Raw genomic sequence first — 20033 nt, forward strand, 5'->3', positions numbered from 1 at the left:
AATGGCGCCTGGCGCGCGCCGGGGCGAGTCGGCTTCGGCGCGACTTCCGGTCGGCTGCGGGTTGGCCTTATCCTTCCGGCATGAGCAATGTCGGAATCGAGCCACTCTTTCGTCTCCCGGTGGCACCGCGGCAATGGGGCGGTTTGGCGGCCATCGCCCTGATCGGGTTTTTGCTGGTGGCCGTTGCGCTGCAGTTCGTCCGTGCCGATCTGGATTGGCAGCGTGCCACCCTCAGCCGCTATCTGACCGGGCCGTACGGGTTGCTGTTGAGGTCCATGTACTGCCTGCTGGGACTGGCCATCATCGGTCTGGCCGTGGGTCTGTACGGCGGATTGCAACGCTCGGCCCGCAGCGCCGCGCCGGTGCTGCTGTTCGTGGTGGCGGCCCTGGCATTGGCCACGGTGTCCATCGGCGATTCCTATCTGCCTGCACTGGCGCCGGACCTGCACCGTTTCGTGCATGCCACCGCGGCGCAGACAGCGTTCCTGTGCGTCACTACGGCAATGCTGCTGCAGGCGTGGCGCTTTCGCGGCGATCTGCGCTGGCGGAGGCGATTCCCATTGGCGTTCGTGTTTGCCGCGGCATGCTTCCTGTTGCTGTGGCTGCATGTGCTGTGGCGTCCGGCGGCGGGCGGCGGCATCCAGAAGCTGATCATCCTGCTCGTCGTCTCGTGGCTGACCCTGCATGCGTGCTGGCTGTGGCGCATGGACGCCGATGCCGCGGACAGGCCGATGGCCGGATGATCCTGCTGGCGCTAAGCTCTATGGCCGCTTTTTGTCTACTTCCCCAAGCACCGGAGATGCAAGCATGATTCAGAGATTCGATGTCGGTCCGCGCATGTCCGAGATGGCCGTTCACAACGGCGTGGTCTACCTGGCCGGGCAGATTGCCGAAAATTCCGCAGACAGCATCTGCGGGCAGACCCAGCAGGTGCTGGATGCGATCGACAAGCTGCTGGCCGAGGCTGGCACCGACAAGAGCAAGATTCTGCATGCGCAGATCTTCCTCAAGGACGTGATGGATTTCGAGGCGATGAACCGGGTCTGGGACAGCTGGGTGGTGCCCGGGCATACGCCGCCGCGCGCTACCGTGCAGGCGGAGCTGGCCAATCCGCACTGGTTGATCGAAATCGTGGTGACTGCGGCGGTTTGAGAATGGAAACGCCGTTCGTCGACGGCCGGCGACAGGATGTGAGCCAGGTCGCAACGCGCTGCGATGTCATAAATCCGACCGCTGGCGCTAACCGAAATTGAACGCGGTAACCGCTATCTTGCGCGCACGCCCCGCAATCGCTGCGTGCCGGATTCCTCCCTCCGGCCGCAGCCCCTGCGGGCGACCAATCACTCCGTCGCTGGCGCCTTCAACCACTGCGCCGCACCCAGGCCGGCGCGGCGGCCGCTGGCAAAGCAGGCGCTCAGCAGATAGCCGCCGGTCGGCGCTTCCCAGTCCAGCATCTCGCCAGCGGCAAACACTCCCGGCAACGCCTTGATCATCAGCGCATCGTCCAGGGCTTCCAGGCGGATGCCACCGGCGCTGCTGATGGCTTCCTGCAGCGGACGCGCGCGCTTCAACCGCAATGGCAGGCGCTTGATCGCGGCGGCCAGCGCGAAATTGTCCGCTTGCGTCTGCCGCCCCAGTACCTCGTAGATAAGGTTGGCGCGTGCGCCGGTCAGGCCGGCCTCGCGCCGCAGGTGTTCGCTCAGGCTGCGGCCGCCGCGTGGTTTGGCCAGGTCGCGCTGCAACCGCGGCAGGTCGCGGCCGGGCGCAAGATCCAGTTGGATGTCGACCTGGCCATCGCGGGCGATGGCGTCGCGCAACGGGCCGGAAAGCGCATAGATCAGGCTGCCTTCGATTCCGGTTTCGGTGATCACGCATTCGCCCTGCAGGCTCTGTTCCAGCCCCACCGCGTTGCGCCAGTAGATGACCACCGGCTTCAGCGGCGCACCGGCGTGATGCTTGACGAAGTGATCGCTCCAGCCGATGTCGAAGCCGCAATTGGACGGTTGCAACGGCGCCACATCGACCCCGCGCTGCGCCAACAGCGGTTGCCAGGCGCCATCGGAGCCCAGTTGCGGCCAACTGCCGCCGCCCAGCGCCAGGACCACCGCTTCGGCGGCGATCTCGCAGGTTCCGTCCGGCGTGACAAAGCGCAATGCGCCGGCTTCGCTCCAACCGGTCCAGCGATGGTGGACGTGGAAGCGCACGCCTTGTTCGCGCAGCCGGCGGACCCAGCCGCGCAGCAGCGGCGCGGCTTTCAGATCCAGCGGGAAGACCCGGCCGGAGCTGCCGATGAAGGTTTCCACGCCGAGTCCTGCGGCCCATTCGCGCAACGCATCCGGGCCGAAATCGCGCAACCATGCGGCCACTTCCTGCTGGCGGGAGCCGAAACGGCGGACAAATTCCCCTGGCGGCTCCGAATGGGTCAGATTCAGTCCGCCCTTGCCGGCGATCAGGAACTTGCGTCCCACCGAACCCTTGGCCTCATAGACATCGACTTGCAGGCCGGCGGCGCGCGCCGTTTCCGCGGCCATCAATGCGGCCGGGCCGCCGCCGACGATGGCGAGGGTGGGGGCGGCGGGTTGGGATTCTGGCATCGGCGCATTATGCCAGCGGCCCGAGTGCAGGAGCGTCCGCCGCAAACGCGATGACCGGCGGCACGGGGCGACCGCGCGTCAATGCAGTATCGTCGCGGCTGGATTGGCCGATCACAGGAACCGGAATGCGACCGTATGCTCCCGCCATCGCAGCGCCGTTGCTGCTGCTTTTCTCCCTGCTGCGCGCAGTGCCCGCGCTTGCGCAGGCAGCGGCAACACCGGATGCGCTGCAGCGCTTGGATACCCATGTGGAAGCGGTGCGCCGGGAATTTGACGTTCCGGGTATGGCCATCGCCATCGTCAAGGACGGCCAGGTCGTACTGGAACGCGGCTATGGTGTGCGCGAGACAGGCAAGCCCGAGCCGGTGGATGCGCATACGATGTTCGCCATCGCCTCCAACACCAAGGCCTTTACCGCCGCCTCGCTGTCGATACTGGCCGATGACGGCAAGTTGAGCCTGGACGACAGGGTCATCGATCATCTGCCCGGTTTCCGCATGGCCGATGCCTATGTCACCCGGGAGATGCGCCTGCGCGACCTGCTGGTGCACCGCAGCGGGTTGGGTCTGGGGGCGGGCGATCTGCTGTTCTGGCCGGCAACGACCTACAGCAATGCCGAAGTGGTGCAGCGCCTGCGCGACGTGCCGCTCAATGGCGGATTCCGCAATCAGTACGCCTACGACAATATCCTGTATGGCGTTGCCCAGCAGGTGATCGAAACCGTCAGCGGGCAGAGCTACGAAGCCTTCCTGCGCACGCGCATCCTGCAGCCGCTGGACATGCGCCAGACGCGCTACAACAGCGACTACCTGTTGCCTGGCGACAACGTCGCCAGCGGCCACGCCAAGGCGGATTTCTCCAGATTGCAGCCGGCGCCGCGGATGAGCTGGTCGAACGTGGCCGGCGCCGGCGGCCTGTATTCCAGCGCCCACGACATGGCCCGCTGGATACGCGTGCAGTTGGCCGGCGGCGTCTATGCCGGTGAAGATGGAACGGAGCGGCGCCTGTTCAGCGCGGCCCGGCAGAAGGCGATGTGGTCGCTGGTCACGCCGATACCTGTGGCCGAACCCAAGGTGGAAGCGTTGAAGGCGGCGCGGCCGAATTTCCTTGGCTACGGCGAGGGCTGGATGGTGTCCGACTACCGCGGACAGAAGCTGGTCTGGCACACCGGCGGCTGGCCCGGCATGGTTTCCCGGGTGACCCTGGTCCCGGAACAGAAGCTGGGCATCGTGGTGCTGACCAACCAGGAGGTCGGCGCCGCCTTCAATGCGGTGACGATGCAGGTGCTGGATGCCTTTCTCGCGGCCCCGCCGACCGACTGGCTGGCGGCATACGCCGCGCTGGTGGCAAAGAACCAGGGCGATGCCGACGAGCGCTGGGTCAAGCTGCAGGCCGAGCGCGACCGCAAGTCGCGGCCGTCATTGCCGCTGGCGCGCTACGCCGGCAGATTGCGCGATCCCTGGTATGGCGAGGTGGACGTGACCGAGGAGGGCGGCAGGCTGGTGCTGCGTTTCAGCCGCACGCCGGCGCTGGTCGGCGATCTGTCGCACTGGCAGCACGACACCTTTATCGTGCGCTGGCGCGATCGCGGCCTGAATGCCGATGCGTTCCTGAGCTTCGCGTTGAAGCCCGACGGCGCGATCCGCGAGGCGCGGATGGAAGCCATCTCGCCGCTGACCGATTTCAGCTTCGATTTCCACGATCTGCGGTTGACGCCGGTGGCGGAAGATTCGGCGAGGTGAGAGGTTCCAGCGCCTACAGCCCCACAACATGGCTCTTGTGGGGCGCCATGCGTCGGCCGGCGGCTCAGCGCGGCTTGACGTCCAGCAGCTCGACCTCGAATACCAGCGAAGCATTCGGCGGAATCACGCCACCGGCGCCCTTGCGGCCATAGCCGTATTCCGATGGAATCAGCAGGACGCGTTTGCCGCCGACCTGCATGCCGGCTACGCCGTCGTCCCAGCCGCGGATAACCTGGCCGGCACCCAGCAGGAAGCTGAAAGGCTGGCCGCGGTCGACCGAGCTGTCGAATTTCTCGCCGCGCTGCTGCGGCGCGTTCTCGTCGTACAGCCAGCCGGTGTAGTGCACGCTGACTTCCATGCCGCTGCGGGCCGTATCGCCCGTGCCGGTCGCTTCATCGATGCGCTGGAGTTCGGCCACGCTGCCGCCGGGCGGCGGTCCCGGATCCTGGCAGGCGGACAGCGACATCGTGGCAAGCAGCAACAACGGAAAAAGCAGGCGGCGCATGGAGTGGTTCCGGAACACAGGGCGTACAGGGTAACCGATGGCCGGGCAGGCGATCGGCTGGCCAACCGCAAGGCCAATAGGGCCCTGGCCTGCCCAACCGCGTTGGCAGGCCCTAGACTGGACGGATGAGAAAACTGCTGCTGAACCTGCGCAACGTACCCGACGACGAGGCCGCGGAAGTCCGCGAGTTGTTGAAGCGGCATGAGATTGCGTTCTATGAAACGCAACCTAGCCCGTGGGGAGTTTCTGCGGGAGGAATCTGGCTGCAGGACGGCGCCGATTTCCCGCGCGCCAAGCCGTTGCTGGACGCCTACCAGGCCGAGCGCGCCACGCGGGCGAGGGCCGAGCATGCCGAGGCCTTGCGCGAAGGCCGCGCCGAAACCTTCTTCGGTCAGTTGAGGCAGAAGCCGCTGTATGTGTTGGGCATGCTGGCCGCGGTGGTGGCGATCCTGCTGCTGACGCTGGCGCTGCCGTACCTGTTCCTGCGCTGACCCATCCTGGCGCGGGTGCGGGAAGACCCCCCTGCCATCGAGGTTGCGTATGCGCTGCCCGGAACCGGCGCCGTCTATCTGAAGGCCGTCCACGCCCGGAAGAAGGGGCGGCGCCGCTAGAACTTCCGCACCTGGAACGGAATACCGGTTCCGTCCTCGCAATACTGCTTCAGGCTCAGCAGGAACATCGCCCAGTTGTAATTGCAGGAACGATAGAACTCGGTCAACTCGCGCCAGCCGGTGTGCCGGAGAACGACGGAAGTCCTGCCGTTGCTCTGGGCGAGTTCGAAACTGACATCCGTACCGATCCATTCCGGGTCCGAATCGACGCAGTGCCAGACCATTCGCTTGTCGGGGACCAGTTCGGTGATTTCCATTCGGGTCGGCGCTTCGTCGCCAAAGCTGAACTCGTTGATTGCCCCTTCCTGAGCGGTGAAGGCGAGTTCCCGGGTCCAGATCTCGGCCAGGCCGTCGGCGGTGGTCAGGGCACGGTAGACCTCGGCTATGGGGGTTTTCACGTACTGGATGTGTTCTATGTCCGGCATGGCGATGTTCCTTTGATGCGGCGCCGCGGCCAGTTCATGGCTTCGGCGGGAACAGGCGCTGCGCGTACTGGCTTTCGAGCTGTGCGTGCGTCACCCAGAAATTACCCGGTTCGCGCCCTTCCAGCCGGTCGGCCAGGATGCCGACATGGGTATGCCAGCCGCTTGCCACCTCGATCAGTTCATCGCCATCGCGCAGGCGGCTGTGGGTGATGGTCAGCAGCACGCGCCCGTTCTGCTCGCTGAGATCGAAGCGGACTTCCGACTCGCTGCCATCCGCCTCGCCCCAGGTGTAGCCCAGCCGGTGCGGAGGCTCGCACAGCGTGACGCGGCCATCCATGGCGGCGCCGTCTTCCATGCTCTTGTACTTTTCCGGAACCGGCGCCTGCTGCGGCGACAGATCGGCATGACGGAAGAACAGATGGACCTTGCCGCCTATTTGCAGTTCCATCCGGCCGGTCGCCAGCCATTGGCCGCGCTTGTCCGATTCGGTCAGATAGGCCCAGACCTTTTCAATCGGGCCGGGCAGGGAGCGCTGAAGACGCAAGGTATCCGCTGCAATCAGGCTGCCGTAGCTGTCGTTCATCAGAAATCTCCGGTAGGGCGAATGCGGTACACATCAGGCATTCAGGGGTTGCCATCTGTTTTGACGTGCGCATCGGGGTTGTGGTCGGCGACCAGGCCAAGTTCGACGCCGTGCTCCAGCAGGGCCTTGCAGCCGGCGAGGGCGAAGCTGAAACCGCCCATCGAATCGATTGCCTGCGCGACTTTTTCGTCATCGCTGCCGGAAAAACCTGATGCGGTGATGGTCACGAAGGTGGTGCCGTCTTGCCGCGGCGCGAATGTCCATTCGACCGGCGTCGGCCATTCGATCAGGATTCTGCGGAGGGGTTCGACCGCCTTGACCGCAACTTCGGCGGAAACCCCGTACATGTCCCAGTGCCAGGTGACGGTCCGGCCTTCCTGCAGCCGCGAACTTCCGCGCGTGAACCAGAATCTGCTGGTGATCGCAGGATCGACGAAGGCTTCAAAGACTTGCTCTACCGGTTTGCGGATCAGCATTTCGGTGCGGGCAACGGGAGCGGCTTGAAGGTTCATGATTTTCTCCTAAGGCGTGGGGTTGCCTGCTTGTCCGGCGCCGTACAGGCGCTGCAGGGCATCGAGCATGGTGCTCCAGCCTTGCTGCGTGCGTCCGGCATAGTCGGCCCATTGCGCAGGCAGCCAATGGGTCAGGACAAGCTCGCAGCCATCCGCTGTGGCGCCGATGTCGATCGCCACACGGCTGGCATCGTCATCGGACATGCCGCGGATGGCCCAGGTGAAGACCAGACGGTGCGGCCGTTCGATTTCCAGATAGGTTCCGATGTGGTCGATAGGTTGTCCGTCGCGCTCGACCAACATCGAGAATGTGCCGCCGACACGCGGATCGACGTCGAGCCGGACGATCTTCTCGTCGCGCACATCGGCACCGAACATCCATTGGCCGAGCAGCCGCGGCGTCAGCCAGGCGTCGAACACGCGTTCGGGCGTTGCATTGAAATGGCGGCGGACCTGCACTTCGGCGCCGGTTTCCAGGGTCATCGTTGGCTCCTTGGCGATATCGATTGGGCGGCCGGTGTCGCGGGCGCGGATTCGGCGTTCAAGGCCGCTTCCAGCGCATCCAGCCGCTGGTTCCAGAACTGCTCGTAATGGCGCAGCCATGCCTGCCCGGCGGCCAGCGGTTCAGGCCGGAGGCTGCACAGATGGGTGCGGCCCTGCACGTTGCGGGTGACCAGGCCGGCGCGTTCCAGCACCTTGATGTGCTTGGACGCCGCGGCCAGCGAAATCTGGAACGGCGCGGCCAGTTCGCCGACGCTGCACGGGCGGGTGGACAGGCTGCGCAGCATGCGGCGGCGGGTGTTGTCGGCCAGGGCGTGGAAAACCGCGTCGAGCCGTTCGGGATGATGTTCAACCATATGGTTGAGGATTGCACGGGCTTCTCCAATTGTCAACCGTTTGGTTGAATAAGGTGGTGGCGGGAGAGCAGCTGCTGCGACCAATGGCAGCGAACGGCAACAGCCCCTAGGTCGAAGTTGCTGCGTCCGGGGCGTAAAATGACGCGATGATCGTCAATATCGCTGCCTACCATTTCACTGCCATCGATGCGCCGGACGTGCTGGCCGCGCGGCTGCGCGAGCGTGCGCAGGCGCTGTCGCTGCGCGGCACCGTGCTGGTGGCCGCGGAGGGCATCAACCTGTTTCTCGCCGGCGCGGACGGCGCCATCGCGCCGTTCGTCGATAGCCTGAAGGCCGATGCGCGCTTTGCCGATATCCGCATCAAGTTCAGCCGCAGCCAGGCGCAGCCGTTCGCGCGGCTGAAGGTCAAGGTCAAGCCGGAGATCATCAGCTTCCGCCGCGAAGGCAGTACGCCGCAGGGCCATCGTGCGCCGTCGGTCGAGCCGGCCACGCTGGCGCGCTGGCTGCAACAGGGCCATGACGACGAGCGCCGGCGGGTGGTGATGCTGGATACCCGCAACGAGCAGGAAATCGAATACGGCACCTTCGCCGGTGCGTTGACGCTGCCGATCCGCAAGTTCACCGACCTGCCGCAGGCGCTGGCGCCGCACCGCGAGTCGCTGCAGGACGCCACCGTGGTCAGTTTCTGCACTGGCGGCATCCGCTGCGAAAAAGCCGCGCTGTGGATGCGCGCCGACGGCATGGACAACGTGCTGCAACTGGATGGCGGCATCCTGGGCTATTTCGAACAGGTCGGCGGCCAGGGCTACGACGGCCGCTGTTTCGTCTTCGATGAGCGCGTTGCGCTGGATCCTGAACTCAAGCCGCTGGTGGACCCAGCCTGATAACCTGTCCAAGGTTGCTGCGCTTGCCACCTGGCGCGCGTGCTGTGCTCGGTTGCTCACGTCCCTGTAGGTACGCTGCCCGCTCTGCCACTACGCGCTCTGCGCTCCGCCACGCGCCACCCCGTATCCAGTGCGGGGCAGGCTCTGGCTGCGCTCACGACAGACTTTGAACAGGTTATCAGGGCGGTATATAGATGCATCGGCTGCATTTCGACAACGCCTTCGTCCGCGAACTGCCGGGAGACCCGGAAAGCGGGCCGCGTCGCCGTGAGGTGCTGGGCGCGCTGTGGTCGCCGGTGCTGCCCACGCCGGTCGCCGCGCCCAGGCTGATCGCGCATTCGCCCGAATGCGCGCGTTTGCTCGGCATTGCCGAAGCCGACATCGCCTCGGCCGAATTCGCGCAGGTATTCGGCGGCAATGCGTTGCTGCCGGGCATGCAGCCTTATGCGGCCAATTACGGCGGCCACCAGTTCGGCCAGTGGGCCGGGCAACTGGGCGATGGCCGCGCGATCACGCTGGGCGAAGTCGTCAACCCGGCCGGCGAGCGTTGGGAAATCCAGTTGAAGGGCGCCGGCCCGACGCCGTATTCGCGTAGCGCCGATGGCCGCGCGGTGTTGCGTTCGTCGATTCGCGAATTCCTGTGCAGCGAGGCCATGCACCACCTGGGCGTGCCGACCACGCGCGCCTTGAGCCTGGTCGGCACCGGCGAGTCGGTGGTGCGCGACATGTTCTATGACGGCCGCCCGCAGGCCGAACCGGGCGCCATCGTCTGCCGAGTGGCGCCGTCTTTCCTGCGCCTGGGCAACTTCGAGCTGCCTGCCTCGCGCGATGACATCGAGCTGCTGCGGCAACTGGTCGATTTCTGCATTCGCCGCGATTTTCCGCACCTGCACGGCGAAGGCGAGGCGCTGTATGCGGCCTGGTTCGCTGAAGTCTGCCGGCGTACCGCGGCGATGGTGGCGCACTGGATGCGGGTGGGCTTCGTGCATGGCGTGATGAATACCGACAACCTGTCGGTGCTGGGGTTGACCATCGACTACGGCCCCTACGGCTGGATCGACGACTACGATCCGGACTGGACGCCCAACACCACCGATGCGCAGGGTCGGCGCTACCGGTTCGGCTGGCAGCCGAAGGTGGCCTACTGGAACCTGACCCGGTTCGCGCAGGCGCTGTCGCCGTTGTTCGCCGGCATCGAGCCGCTGCAGGACGGTCTGCAGCAATATGGCGAGACCTTCGCCGCCGCCGAGCGCGGCAACATCATCGGCAAACTCGGCCTGGGCGAATACCGCGAGGGCGATTCGGACCTGTTCGAGCAATTGCTGGCGTTGTTGCAAGCCGGCGAAGTGGATATGACGCTGTTCTTCCGTGCACTGATGGATGCGGATCTGCAGGCGGGGTCGCTGGATGCGTTCGACGCTGCCTTCTACGACCCGGCCAGGCGCGAATCAGCAAGCGAAGGATTGCTGGCCTGGCTGGCGCGCTACCGTCAGCGTTTGCAGGACGACCCGTTGCCCGCCGCGCAACGGCGCGAGCGGATGCGGCTGGCCAACCCGCGTTACGTGCTGCGCAACTACCTGGCCCAGCTGGCCATCGACCGTGCCCATGCAGGCGATGAGGCCGGGATCGGCGAATTGCTGGAAGTGATGCGGCATCCGTACGACGACCAGCCCGGCAACGAGCGCTTCGCCCAGCGCCGGCCGGATTGGGCACGCGACCGCGCCGGTTGCTCGATGCTGTCGTGCAGTTCGTGAGCGTGGCCATGCGCGGCTAGCCCGCGCGCTGACCATTGCCAGGACGCCGGCATGGTGCATGCTTATGGCTTCCGGCACTACGGCAACGGTTGTAGTGCGGCTAGGCTTCATCACCGCCACCGGAGATGCCCATGATTACGGTTCACCACCTCAACAACTCCCGCTCGCAACGCGTGCTGTGGATGCTGGAAGAACTGGGACTGGACTACACCGTGATCCGCTACCAGCGCGACCCGGAAACCATGCTGGCGCCGCCGTCATTGCGCGCGGTGCATCCGCTGGGAAAGTCGCCAGTGCTGGTGGACGGCGGGCATACGCTGGCCGAGTCCGGCGCGGTGCTGGAATACCTGGTTGAACGTTATGACGCGGCCCGGCGCTTCGCGCCTGCGCCGGGCACGGCCGAACATCTGCGCTACCGCTATTGGCTGCACTATGCCGAGGGTTCGGCAATGCCGCCGTTGCTGCTGAGCCTGGTGTTTGCGCGGATCAAGCGGGCGCCGATGCCGTTCTTCATCAAACCGATCGCGCGCGGCATTGCCGACAAGACCCTGCAGAGCTTCGTCTCGCCGCAGGTGAAGCTGCACCTGGACTACATGGAAGGCGAGCTTGGCAGGCAACGCTGGTTTGCCGGTGAGGATTTCAGCGCCGCCGATATCCAGATGAGTTTCCCGCTGGAGGCCGCCGCCGCGCGCGCCGGTCTGGGGCAGTACCCGAAGCTGCAGGATTTCCTGCAGCGCATCCATGCGCGTCCGGCCTACCAGCGCGCGCTGGAGCAGGGCGGTCCGTTCGATCTGTTGAGCTGAAAGCGGATTGTTTCCTGTGGGAGCGACGTCAGTCGCGACAAGCTTCGGCAAAGCCTCATCGCGGCTGACCCGTACCGGCATGCAGGCATGACTCCTCAGCAGGGACTGCCACATCCTCCTCGCGACCTGCCGGAACTGACGTCATCCGATATGGGACGCGGGATACTGCGTCCCGAAACGCAGCACTGGAAAGCTCGAACGATGTCCCCATGTCGTAAGCCATCGTCTTTGCAGGAGCTGCCATGATTCCTTTTTCGGTACTGGATCTCGCCCCCGTCTGCGAAGGCAGCGACACCGCGCAGGCGTTCGTGCATATGCGCGAACTGGCCCGGCACGCCGAACGCCTGGGCTACCGCCGCTACTGGCTGGCCGAACACCACAACATGCCCGGCATCGCCAGTGCGGCGACCGCGGTGCTGATCGGCCATGTGGCCGGCGCCACCTCGACCATCCGGGTCGGCGCCGGCGGCGTGATGCTGCCCAATCATGCGCCGCTGCAGGTGGCCGAACAGTTCGGCACGCTGGCGTCGCTGTATCCGGACCGCATCGACCTGGGTCTGGGCCGCGCGCCCGGCACCGACAATGCCACCGCTCGCGCACTGCGCCGCTACTTCGACAGCGCCGAGCGGTTTCCGCAGGACGTGCAGGAACTGCTGGGCTATTTCGAGCCCGCCAAACCCGGACAACCGGTGCGTGCCGTGCCCGGTGCCGGCATTGACGTGCCGGTCTGGCTGCTGGGTTCAAGCCTGTTCAGCGCGCAACTGGCCGCGGCAATGGGCCTGCCCTTCGCATTCGCCTCGCACTTCGCGCCCGACGCGATGGACCAGGCGCTGATGGTCTACCACCGCGACTTCCGTCCGTCGCGGCACCTGGACAATCCGCACGCGATGCTGGCGCTGAATGTAGTGGCGGCCGAGACCGATGCCGAAGCGCAGTACCTGTTCACCACCCAGCAGCAGGCTTTCGTCAATCTGCGCCGCGGCAAGCCCGGTCTGGTACCGCCGCCTGTCGACGACATCGAAACGTTCTGGGAGCCGCATGAAAAAGCCGGCGTCGAGCGTGCGCTGGCGTGTTCGGTGGTGGGCAGCGCGGCAACGGTGGGTGCGGGTATCCGCGCTTTTGTCGAGCGCCATCGGCCGGACGAGTTGCTGTTGACGGCAAACATCTTCGACCACCAGAAGCGTTTGCGGTCGTTCGAATTGGCGGCCGAAGCCATGCCAGCGTAAGCATTGTCGCCGCGGACGCAGCGATGGGATGGCGGTCACGAAGCGGGGCCGCCTACAGGGTTCCCCGCTGCACAAACGGCACCCGCTCGTACAACCTGCGTTCGCCGCCGCGCGGGTCGTCGACCAGGCGGGTATCGTCGTCGAACACCAGCGTTTCGCGCGCCGGCAGCGAATACGGCTTCCACTCCGGAATGCCGGCATGGTTGGGATGGCCGTTGCGGGCCAGCGCCAGCAGCGCCTGGCTCATGCGTTCGGCCATCCGCCGTGCGGCGGTGCCGGTGCCGGTCTTCGAGCCCTCCGCGGCGATGTTGTCGAATACCAGCGGGATGTCCAAGGTATGGAACGCGCGTCGCTTCTCGTCGACGGTGCGGCCCCAGTCCAACTGGTACACCCAGGTGAGTGGCCCCTGTCTGGCGCGTTCCTCGGCCTCGATGATCGCGCCGCGCCACGAGCGCCCGGCAGTGGTGGCGGCGAAGAACACTTCCGACGGCGTGTAGTGCGGATACAGCCGGCGGTATTCGGCAATCACCACCTCCGGCGACAGATCCACGTACTGCTGTTCGCGCAGCCTGGCGGGCAGCTGTTCCCAGCCCAGCTCGAAGTTGGCCGGGTCGCCGCCCAGGAAGGCCCGGGTTTCGTCGCGGGTGTTGCCGATGATCATCGGGATGCGCGCGGACTGGGCCGGCGCATCCGGATAGAACGGATGCCGCGGCAACGAACGCGAATCCAGCACCGGGCCGAAATACAGCGCCGAGTTTTCCACCCGCGACGGATCCCGCGCCTTGGTCGCTTGCAGCAGCCGCTGCACCGGCAGCGTGCGCAGCGCATCGGCTTGGCCTGGTTTCAGGTCCAGCGCCTGCAGGAACAGCTCGGCGCGCTGGGTGGCCGCGCGCGGGCCGGCGGCGGTGACCTGCTGGCCGCTCATCGTCATCGCCTTGTGGAACAAGCCCTCGGCCTGCGGCATTGCCATCAGCGTGGCGATCTTGGCGCCGCCGCCGGACTGCCCGAACACGGTAACGTTGCCGGCATCGCCGCCGAACTCGTGGGCATGCTCACGCACCCACTGCAGCGCCTGGATCAGATCCAGCTGGCCGAGGTTGCCCGAATCGGCCAGTGCGTCAGAGCCCAGCTCCGCCAGATACAGATAGCCGAACGCGTTGAGCCGGTGATTGACGGTCACCACCACCACGTCGCCGCGCCGGCACAGGTTGCCGCCGTCATACAGCGGGTGCGAACCGGAGCCATTGTTGAATCCGCCGCCGTGGATGTAGAACAGCACCGGCCGCTTGCCGCCGTCGCGCAGGGCAGGGGTGAAGATGTTGAGGAACAGGCAGTCCTCGGCAATCGGCTGGCCATCGGCATCGCCGGCCTGCGGCGCCGAGGCGCCGAACGCCGCCGTTTCGCGCACGCCGCGCCATGGCGTTTCCGGCAGCGCGGGCTGGAAGCGGCGGCCGCCGGTGTCGGCGCCGTAGGGCACGCCCTTGAATATGTGCACTCCGTTTTCGATGCGTCCGCTGATGCGGCCGCTACGGGTCGTCGCCAGCGAGCGGGGTGGGTGGGTCCGAGCCGAAGCGGCCAGCGGCAGCGCCGATGCCAGGGCAGCGCCCAGGCCGAGTTGCAGGAAGTGGCGACGCGAAGAAACCGTGGAATTCATGGCGGGCAAGGGTTCCATTGACACCGGTTACCAAGCCTAGCAAACCTGCCGCGGCCGGGAACGCCGCAGTGCGTCAGGCCGCCATGCCCGCCGCATGGCCCGAAGCCCAGGCCCACTGGAAGTTGTAGCCGCCCAGCCAGCCGGTGACGTCGACCACTTCGCCGATGAAATACAGCCCCGGTACGTGCCGGGACATCATCGTGCTGGACGACAGGCCGTCGGTATCGACGCCGCCCAGGGTGACTTCGGCGGTGCGGTAACCCTCGGTACCGCTGGCCACCAGCGGCCAGTTGCCCAGCGTCTGGGCGACCTGGCGCAGCTGCGGCTCGTTGTACTGCCTCATCGGCCGGTTCGGCAGCCAGATTTCGCACAGCCGCTGGGCGAAGCGGCGCGGTAGCGCGTCCGACAGCACCGTCTTCAGTTCGGCGGCCGGCCGCTGGTTCTGCTGTTCGCGCAGCCATGCCCATGCGTCCTGGCCGGGCAGCAGGTCCAGCCGAAGCGTCTGGCCCGCAGCCGATGCCGGGTCGCCCGGTTGCCAGTACGACGAAATCTGCAGGATCGCCGGGCCGCTGACGCCGCGATGGGTGAACAGCATGAAATTGCGGAAGCTCTGCTTGCCGCAGTGCGCCTCCACCGGTACCGCCACGCCACTGAGATCCTGCAGGCGTTCCTGGTGCTTGCCGCTCAAGGTCAGCGGCACCAGCCCGGCGCGGGTGGGCAGCACCGCATGGCCGAACTGGCGCGCCAGTTCGTAGCCGAAACCGGTTGCGCCCATGCTGGGAATCGACAACCCGCCGCTGGCCACCACCAGCGAAGGAGCGGCAAAGCTGCCGCCGCTGGTCTTGACCCGGAAGCCGCCATCGCCATGCTGCACGCTGCCGATGCTGCAGCCGGTTTCGATGCGGACCTGCGCGGCCGCGCATTCGTCCAGCAGCATCCTGACGATCAGCTTGGACGAGATATCGCAGAACAGCTGGCCCAGTTCCTTTTCGTGGTAGGCGATGCCGTGGCGCTCGACCAGTTCGATGAAATGCGCCGGCGTGTAGCGCGCCAGCGCCGACTTGCAGTAATGCGGATTGGCCGACAGGTAGTTGGCCGGCGATGCCCCGGTATTGGTGAAATTGCAGCGGCCGCCGCCGGACATCAGGATCTTCTTGCCGACCCGGTTGGCATGTTCGAGCAGCAGCACGCGCCGGCCGCGCTGGCCGGCGGTCAGCGCGCACATCAAGCCGGCGGCGCCGCCGCCGATGACGATGACGTCATGCGTGGCCGTCACGGTGTCAGGCCACCGGTTCGGTGGCTGCCTGCCGTACCCCCGGCCGTATGGCGAGCGTCAGATCATCGCCGATCAGCTGCAGTTCGCCGTCCTGCACCATCACGTTCAGGCGCATGCTGCGCACCATCAGGCCGACCAGGGCCTCGACCGTATCGGTCGCGATGTCCAGCACGGTCAGGTTGCGGTGCCGCGCCAGCGCGGCGGCGTTCTTTTCCCACCACAGATCCGAGGCGCGGCCGCCGTAGGTGATCACGACGACGTCGCGGGCGCGGCCGCAGGCCTTGCGGATGCGCGACTCGTCGGGCTGGCCCAGATCGATCCACTGCTCGATTTCGCCGGTATAGCCGCGCCGCCACAGGTCCGGCTCTTCCTCGGTGCTCAGGCCCTTGCCGAACTGCAGGCGCTCGTCGGCGAACAGCGCGAACGCCAGCAGCCGCACCATCAGCCGCTGGTCGGTCTCGGAGGGGTGCTGGGCCAGGGTGAGGGCATGGTTGGCGTAGTAGTGCCGATCCAGGTCGCTGATCTGCAGGTCGGCTTTGACGACGGTGGCCTTGAGCGCCATGGCGAATCCGGGGAAAGAGGGGCGCCATGATAGAGCTTGACGGCATGGGCTGCTCGGCAGGCGCCGCAAGGGCCAGTCGCGGCGGCGCTGGGTATCGGCCGGGGCCGGGAAATCCGTTGCCCGCTGGACCGGCGGTGTTGCGCAGGCCAGGGACAATATGCCCCTGGCTTGGTCCAAGGCGCATGGCATGGGCCAGGGCCGGAATCGCCGAAACCCTTGTGGCTGAACGGCTTCCCGGCAAAAACGGTGCGCGAAGGCGGTTTCCGGCGGGGGCCGAATAAAAAGACTCGCTTTTGTCACGCAACCCGAGTAGAGTCCGCGACACTGTGCTTGCCAGGGTCACCGTGAATCGTGAGCCTGATGCGGTAGAACCATCTGCTACATCTCCGCCGCTTTACCAACGCCTGCAACTCAGTCTCGGTCCGGAACGTTCCGTGCCGCGATTTATTTCCACCCTTATGTTTTTCAGGAGTTAGTAAAGATGTCAGAACGTCAGAATGGAACCGTCAAGTGGTTCAACGATGCCAAGGGCTTCGGCTTCATCACCCCGCAGAGCGGCCCGGACCTGTTCGTGCATTTCCGCGCGATCCAGGGCAACGGCTTCAAGTCCCTGAAGGAAGGCCAGAGCGTCAGCTTTGTCGCCGTCCAGGGCCAGAAGGGTATGCAGGCCGACGAAGTGCAGCCGCTGTAATCCAGCGCTGAACCCGTTATGCCGAAACGCCGGGGGCGCAAGCCTCCGGCGTTTTTTGTTTTCGTGTTTATGGGTTTGTGGGAGCGACGTAAGTCGCGATGAGGCTTTACCGACAACGCGTCGCGACTTACGTCGCTCCCAAGCATCACCGGAAGCGCTTCAGATCTTGCGCACGCGGAAGCTGCGGCCCTTGATCTTGCCCGAGCTGAGCCGCTGCAGCGCTTGTGCGGCCTGGGCGCGGGCGATGGCCACATAGGAGCGGGTGGCGAAGATGTTGATCTTGCCGATGGCGCTGCCGGGCAGGCCGGTGTCGCCGGTCAGCGCGCCCAGGATGTCGCCGGGCCGCAGCTTGTCGGTCTTGCCGGCGTCGATGCGCAGCGTGGCCATTGCCGCGGCCGGTGCGCTGCGCGCCTTGGGCGCGGCAGCGGCGGCGCGTTGCCAGCGCAGCGGCTGGCCCAGGCGTTCCTCGATCACCGCCGTACGCGGCAGTTCGCGAGGCGTGCACAGGGTCAGCGCCAGCCCGCTGCGGCCGGCGCGGCCGGTGCGGCCGATGCGGTGCACGTAGGTATCGGCATCGCTGGGCACGTCGTAGTTGACCACCACCGCCAGGTCTTCGATATCCAGGCCGCGCGCGGCCACGTCGCTGGCGACCAGCACGTTGCAGCTGCGGTTGGAAAACAGCACCAGCACTTCCTCGCGGTCGCGCTGTTCCATCTCGCCGTGCAGCGCCAGCGCCGAGAAACCGAAGTGCGCCAGCGAGCCAGCCACCTCGTCGACGTCGCGCCGGGTATTGCAGAACACCACGCAGGATTCGGCACGTTGCTCCAACAGCAATCCCGCCAGCGTGGTCTGCTTTCTGGCCGGGTCCACTTCGTAGAAACGCTGTTCGATGTCGGCCTGCTGCTGCACGCTGCTTTCGACGGTGACTTCCAGCGCATCGCGCAATGCGCTGCGGCCGATCTCGCGCACGCCCTCGGCGAAGGTGGCCGAAAACAGCAGGCTCTGCCGATCCTTGGGGACGCGGCCGATGATTTCGCGGATGGCTTCCTCGAAGCCCATGTCCAGCATGCGGTCGGCCTCGTCCAGCACCAGCAGCCGCACCCCGCCCAGATGCAGGGCCTTCTTGCGCATCAGCTCCTGGATGCGGCCGGGCGTGCCGACCACCACCTGCGGGTCATGCGCGGCCAGCGAACTGAGCTGCGGGGCCAGCGGCAGGCCGCCGCACAGGGTCAGCACTTTCAGGTTGGGAATGCCGACCGCCAGCTTGCGGAGCTGCCGCGCCACCTGGTCGGCCAGTTCGCGGGTCGGGCACAGCACCAGCGCCTGGGTGCGGATCAGCGCCGGGTCCAGCCGGTGCAACAGGCCCAGGCCGAAGGCGGCGGTCTTGCCGCTGCCGGTGGGGGCCTGCGCGATGACATCGCGGCCGTCCAGGATGGCCGGCAGGCTTTCGGCCTGCACGGGGGTCATGGCGTCGTAGCCAAGGGCTTGCACGCCCTGCAACAGCAGCGGCGAAAGGGGCAGGGAGGCGAACTGGTTCATACGCCATGATCGCAGCAATGCCGCCCGCTGCGTAGGCCCCTGGCGGCCGGGCCTCAGTTGATCTCGGAAAAGTCGCTTTCCGGCAGGGCCAGGAAGGCCCAGAACGGCACATCCTGGCCGGCCCAGGCCTGTACCGCCTCGTCCAGGACGTCCAGCAGCGTTTCGAAACCGCTTTCGTCGACTTCGCGCAGATCGCCGGCATCCCGGAACAGCAGCGCGTAGCCTTGCGCCGGCAGCCAGCCGAGGTCGCGCAGGCGGTCCGACAGCGCGTCCCAGTTGCGGCCCGAGCCGCTGGGGAAATCCATCGCCATCGCCATCCGTAGCATCAGCGTGGGTTTGTCGCGGCAGCCGGCCAGATCGACCCGGCGCACCAGCAGGCCGGCATCGCGACCGGCCGCCGCGATCGGATCCAGATCTTCTTCGGCGACGAAGAACACGCCGGCGCGCTTGGCATCGTCCAGGCCCAGATCGAAGCCGGTTTCGCTCATCATGGGGTTCCTTGTGCCGGCCAGTCGAAGCGCCGGAAACTTTCGTAGTGATCGTCGGTGTAGTAATAGACCTGCGGCGGTTGGCCGCCGGTGACGATGCGGCGGGCGCCCCTGTGGTTCAGAGCGGGCGTGGCGACGGTGTACTCGCGGTAAAAGCCGCGTGGCTGCGCCGGCAACCGCCCCTCGCGATTGCCGAAGACGCCGCCGTCCTGGCGGTGCGGGAACGGCCCGCCGCCGGCGATCAGCCGCAACGTGTCGTGCGCTTCCGCGGGCAGGAAGGCTGAACCGGAGGGTTTGCCGGACTCAGGGGGCCTGGCAGGGACGGGTTCGGGCGATTCCTGCGGCGGCAGCGGCAGCGGCTGGCTCCGGGTCGCACCGCCGGGCGTTGAGGTCTCGGGTATGGAGACATCGGGCGGGGCCTCCGGATTTTCCGCAATCTGCGAGCGCTGGTGCCAGAACCAACCGCCCAGCAGCACCAGCAGCGCAATGACGATCAGCAGCGGCTTGCGGCTTCCCGTTTTTTTACGGCTGCGCGAACGTAACGGCATGGCGGATTCCTCACTGGCCCAGGTAGCGGCCGCAACCCCGATAGCTGCGTTCGCCGACGGTCAGCGCGATCGCGGCGGGGTAGCTTTGATCGCTCATCCCGTCGCTGCAGGTTTCGCGCCGAATCCGCAGTTCCACCGCCACGCCATCGCCGGTGCTGCCGCGGTACCCGCCGGCGAACGCCTCGGCGTTGGCGACATCGACGATGCGTTCGCCGTAGTCCAGTTCGGCATGCAATGCAGGTGCCGCACCGGAGCCGACTTCGATCAGCCAGCCAGGCTCGGTGCCGATGCCGCGGAACGCCAGCCCGCGCGCTTCGGCCTGTGCCCAGGGCGATGGCAGATCGGCCTGCGTGCATTCGACCGGCGGCTGGCCCTGCAGCGTCAGCGTGGCCTGGCTGCCCTTGCTCCAGAATTCGTTGCCGCGCTCGTCGGCGTAGCGCGCACCGGAAGCGGAGGGCGCCTGCGGCAGCGTCAGCGCGCTGCCCGGCAGCGACAGCTCGGCCTGTTTGGCGGCAGCGTCGAAACGCAGGCTCAGGCGCGTCTCGGCGCACTGCCAGTGCGTGGTGTCGGTATTCGCGCCGGCGCCGGCAGTGGCCGCTTGCTCTGCCTGGACCGCGTTATCGGTAGAAGGTTCGGATTGTTTGGCCTGGCATGCGGTCAGTGCCAGCGCAATGGCGGTGGGAAACCACAGGGATTTCATGCCGGGATCCCGCAGCGATTGAAGGGGCGCCAGCATAGCGCGCGGCGGGCAAGGGTTTCGTGACGGTGCGGTGCTCTGC

General features: G+C 66.5%; 23 protein-coding genes. 9 read left to right on the top strand and 14 right to left on the bottom strand.

Going from position 1 to position 20033, the window contains the following annotated elements; genetic code table 11:
• Positions 1 to 80 precede the first annotated feature (80 nt).
• On the top strand, positions 81 to 743 hold the full coding sequence (locus CRO39_RS01880) for a DUF998 domain-containing protein (protein WP_097120166.1): 663 nt from the start codon (positions 81 to 83) through the stop codon (positions 741 to 743).
• Between the two features lie 64 nt (positions 744 to 807).
• Positions 808 to 1152 (top strand): RidA family protein, encoded by a 345-nt coding sequence (locus CRO39_RS01885; protein WP_097120167.1) that lies wholly within the window; start codon positions 808 to 810, stop codon positions 1150 to 1152.
• 188 nt (positions 1153 to 1340) lie between these two features.
• On the opposite strand, the gene CRO39_RS01890 is transcribed toward CRO39_RS01885, so the two are convergent.
• Positions 1341 to 2594 carry a TIGR03862 family flavoprotein gene (locus CRO39_RS01890; RefSeq protein WP_097120168.1) on the bottom strand — a complete coding sequence of 418 codons (1254 nt, stop codon included), beginning with the start codon at positions 2592 to 2594 and terminating at the stop codon, positions 1341 to 1343.
• Between the two features lie 125 nt (positions 2595 to 2719).
• Between CRO39_RS01890 and CRO39_RS01895 the strand changes: the two genes are divergently transcribed.
• Positions 2720 to 4336: a serine hydrolase gene (locus tag CRO39_RS01895; protein ID WP_097120169.1), complete on the top strand. Its 1617-nt coding sequence runs from the start codon at positions 2720 to 2722 to the stop codon at positions 4334 to 4336.
• Positions 4337 to 4400: 64 nt separating this feature from the next.
• On the opposite strand, the gene CRO39_RS01900 is transcribed toward CRO39_RS01895, so the two are convergent.
• Positions 4401 to 4841: an FKBP-type peptidyl-prolyl cis-trans isomerase gene (locus CRO39_RS01900; RefSeq protein WP_097120170.1), complete on the bottom strand. Its 441-nt coding sequence runs from the start codon at positions 4839 to 4841 to the stop codon at positions 4401 to 4403.
• 125 nt (positions 4842 to 4966) lie between these two features.
• On the opposite strand from CRO39_RS01900, the gene CRO39_RS01905 reads away from it, so the two are divergent.
• Entirely contained in the window at positions 4967 to 5332 is a 366-nt protein-coding gene (locus CRO39_RS01905) for a DUF6164 family protein (protein WP_097120171.1), read from the top strand.
• Positions 5333 to 5448: 116 nt separating this feature from the next.
• Here the strand turns inward: CRO39_RS01905 and CRO39_RS01910 are convergent, their stop codons facing one another.
• Genes CRO39_RS01910 through CRO39_RS01930 form a run of 5 tightly spaced genes read right to left on the bottom strand, consistent with a single transcriptional unit; the run spans position 5449 to position 7829 of the window.
• Complete coding sequence (locus CRO39_RS01910; protein ID WP_097120172.1) at positions 5449 to 5877, bottom strand: SRPBCC family protein; 429 nt, start codon at positions 5875 to 5877, stop codon at positions 5449 to 5451.
• Positions 5878 to 5911: 34 nt separating this feature from the next.
• Positions 5912 to 6460, bottom strand: a complete 549-nt coding sequence (locus CRO39_RS01915) for an SRPBCC family protein (RefSeq protein WP_097120173.1) — start codon at positions 6458 to 6460, stop codon at positions 5912 to 5914.
• Positions 6461 to 6501: 41 nt separating this feature from the next.
• Complete coding sequence (locus CRO39_RS01920; protein ID WP_202926300.1) at positions 6502 to 6936, bottom strand: SRPBCC family protein; 435 nt, start codon at positions 6934 to 6936, stop codon at positions 6502 to 6504.
• Between the two features lie 45 nt (positions 6937 to 6981).
• On the bottom strand, positions 6982 to 7455 hold the full coding sequence (locus CRO39_RS01925; RefSeq protein ID WP_097120175.1) for an SRPBCC family protein: 474 nt from the start codon (positions 7453 to 7455) through the stop codon (positions 6982 to 6984).
• Positions 7452 to 7829 (bottom strand): ArsR/SmtB family transcription factor, encoded by a 378-nt coding sequence (locus CRO39_RS01930; RefSeq protein WP_097120176.1) that lies wholly within the window; start codon positions 7827 to 7829, stop codon positions 7452 to 7454. The genes CRO39_RS01925 and CRO39_RS01930 overlap by 4 nt, the downstream gene beginning before the upstream one ends.
• 146 nt (positions 7830 to 7975) lie before the next feature.
• On the opposite strand from CRO39_RS01930, the gene CRO39_RS01935 reads away from it, so the two are divergent.
• The 4 genes from CRO39_RS01935 (at position 7976) to CRO39_RS01950 (ending at position 12496) form a co-directional block, all read left to right on the top strand.
• Entirely contained in the window at positions 7976 to 8713 is a 738-nt protein-coding gene (locus CRO39_RS01935; protein WP_097120177.1) for a sulfurtransferase, read from the top strand.
• A gap of 194 nt (positions 8714 to 8907) precedes the next feature.
• Positions 8908 to 10467 carry a protein adenylyltransferase SelO gene (locus CRO39_RS01940; RefSeq protein WP_097120178.1) on the top strand — a complete coding sequence of 520 codons (1560 nt, stop codon included), beginning with the start codon at positions 8908 to 8910 and terminating at the stop codon, positions 10465 to 10467.
• A gap of 131 nt (positions 10468 to 10598) precedes the next feature.
• Positions 10599 to 11270, top strand: coding sequence for a glutathione S-transferase (locus CRO39_RS01945; protein WP_097120750.1), 672 nt, complete (start codon positions 10599 to 10601; stop codon positions 11268 to 11270).
• A gap of 242 nt (positions 11271 to 11512) precedes the next feature.
• Positions 11513 to 12496, top strand: a complete 984-nt coding sequence (locus tag CRO39_RS01950) for an LLM class flavin-dependent oxidoreductase (protein ID WP_097120179.1) — start codon at positions 11513 to 11515, stop codon at positions 12494 to 12496.
• A gap of 52 nt (positions 12497 to 12548) precedes the next feature.
• Here CRO39_RS01950 and CRO39_RS01955 read toward each other — a convergent pair whose 3' ends face one another.
• The 3 genes from CRO39_RS01955 to CRO39_RS01965 form a co-directional block, all read right to left on the bottom strand.
• Positions 12549 to 14150, bottom strand: a complete 1602-nt coding sequence (locus tag CRO39_RS01955) for a carboxylesterase/lipase family protein (protein WP_097120751.1) — start codon at positions 14148 to 14150, stop codon at positions 12549 to 12551.
• Between the two features lie 73 nt (positions 14151 to 14223).
• Positions 14224 to 15426, bottom strand: coding sequence for a BaiN/RdsA family NAD(P)/FAD-dependent oxidoreductase (locus CRO39_RS01960; RefSeq protein WP_097120180.1), 1203 nt, complete (start codon positions 15424 to 15426; stop codon positions 14224 to 14226).
• Between the two features lie 4 nt (positions 15427 to 15430).
• On the bottom strand, positions 15431 to 15988 hold the full coding sequence (locus CRO39_RS01965) for a YaeQ family protein (RefSeq protein WP_097120181.1): 558 nt from the start codon (positions 15986 to 15988) through the stop codon (positions 15431 to 15433).
• Positions 15989 to 16469: 481 nt separating this feature from the next.
• Between CRO39_RS01965 and CRO39_RS01970 the strand changes: the two genes are divergently transcribed.
• Complete coding sequence (locus CRO39_RS01970; protein ID WP_097120182.1) at positions 16470 to 16679, top strand: cold-shock protein; 210 nt, start codon at positions 16470 to 16472, stop codon at positions 16677 to 16679.
• Between the two features lie 159 nt (positions 16680 to 16838).
• On the opposite strand, the gene dbpA is transcribed toward CRO39_RS01970, so the two are convergent.
• From dbpA to CRO39_RS20770, 4 genes are read right to left on the bottom strand one after another with little or no spacing between them, the layout of a single operon-like run.
• Positions 16839 to 18218, bottom strand: coding sequence for an ATP-dependent RNA helicase DbpA (gene dbpA / locus CRO39_RS01975; protein ID WP_097120183.1), 1380 nt, complete (start codon positions 18216 to 18218; stop codon positions 16839 to 16841).
• A 53-nt stretch (positions 18219 to 18271) separates the two neighbouring features.
• Positions 18272 to 18706: a barstar family protein gene (locus CRO39_RS01980; RefSeq protein WP_097120184.1), complete on the bottom strand. Its 435-nt coding sequence runs from the start codon at positions 18704 to 18706 to the stop codon at positions 18272 to 18274.
• Positions 18706 to 19254 carry a guanyl-specific ribonuclease gene (locus CRO39_RS01985; protein ID WP_097120185.1) on the bottom strand — a complete coding sequence of 183 codons (549 nt, stop codon included), beginning with the start codon at positions 19252 to 19254 and terminating at the stop codon, positions 18706 to 18708. Before CRO39_RS01985 ends, CRO39_RS01980 begins: the two co-directional genes overlap by 1 nt.
• Positions 19255 to 19264: 10 nt before the next feature.
• The gene (locus tag CRO39_RS20770) at positions 19265 to 19954 is read right to left on the bottom strand and encodes an MliC family protein (protein ID WP_176520142.1); all 690 of its coding nucleotides are present in this window, start codon (positions 19952 to 19954) and stop codon (positions 19265 to 19267) included.
• Positions 19955 to 20033 lie beyond the last annotated feature (79 nt).

Origin of the sequence: Pseudoxanthomonas wuyuanensis, from assembly GCF_900215535.1 — a bacterium.
Classification (GTDB): Bacteria; Pseudomonadota; Gammaproteobacteria; order Xanthomonadales; family Xanthomonadaceae; genus Pseudoxanthomonas_A; species Pseudoxanthomonas_A wuyuanensis.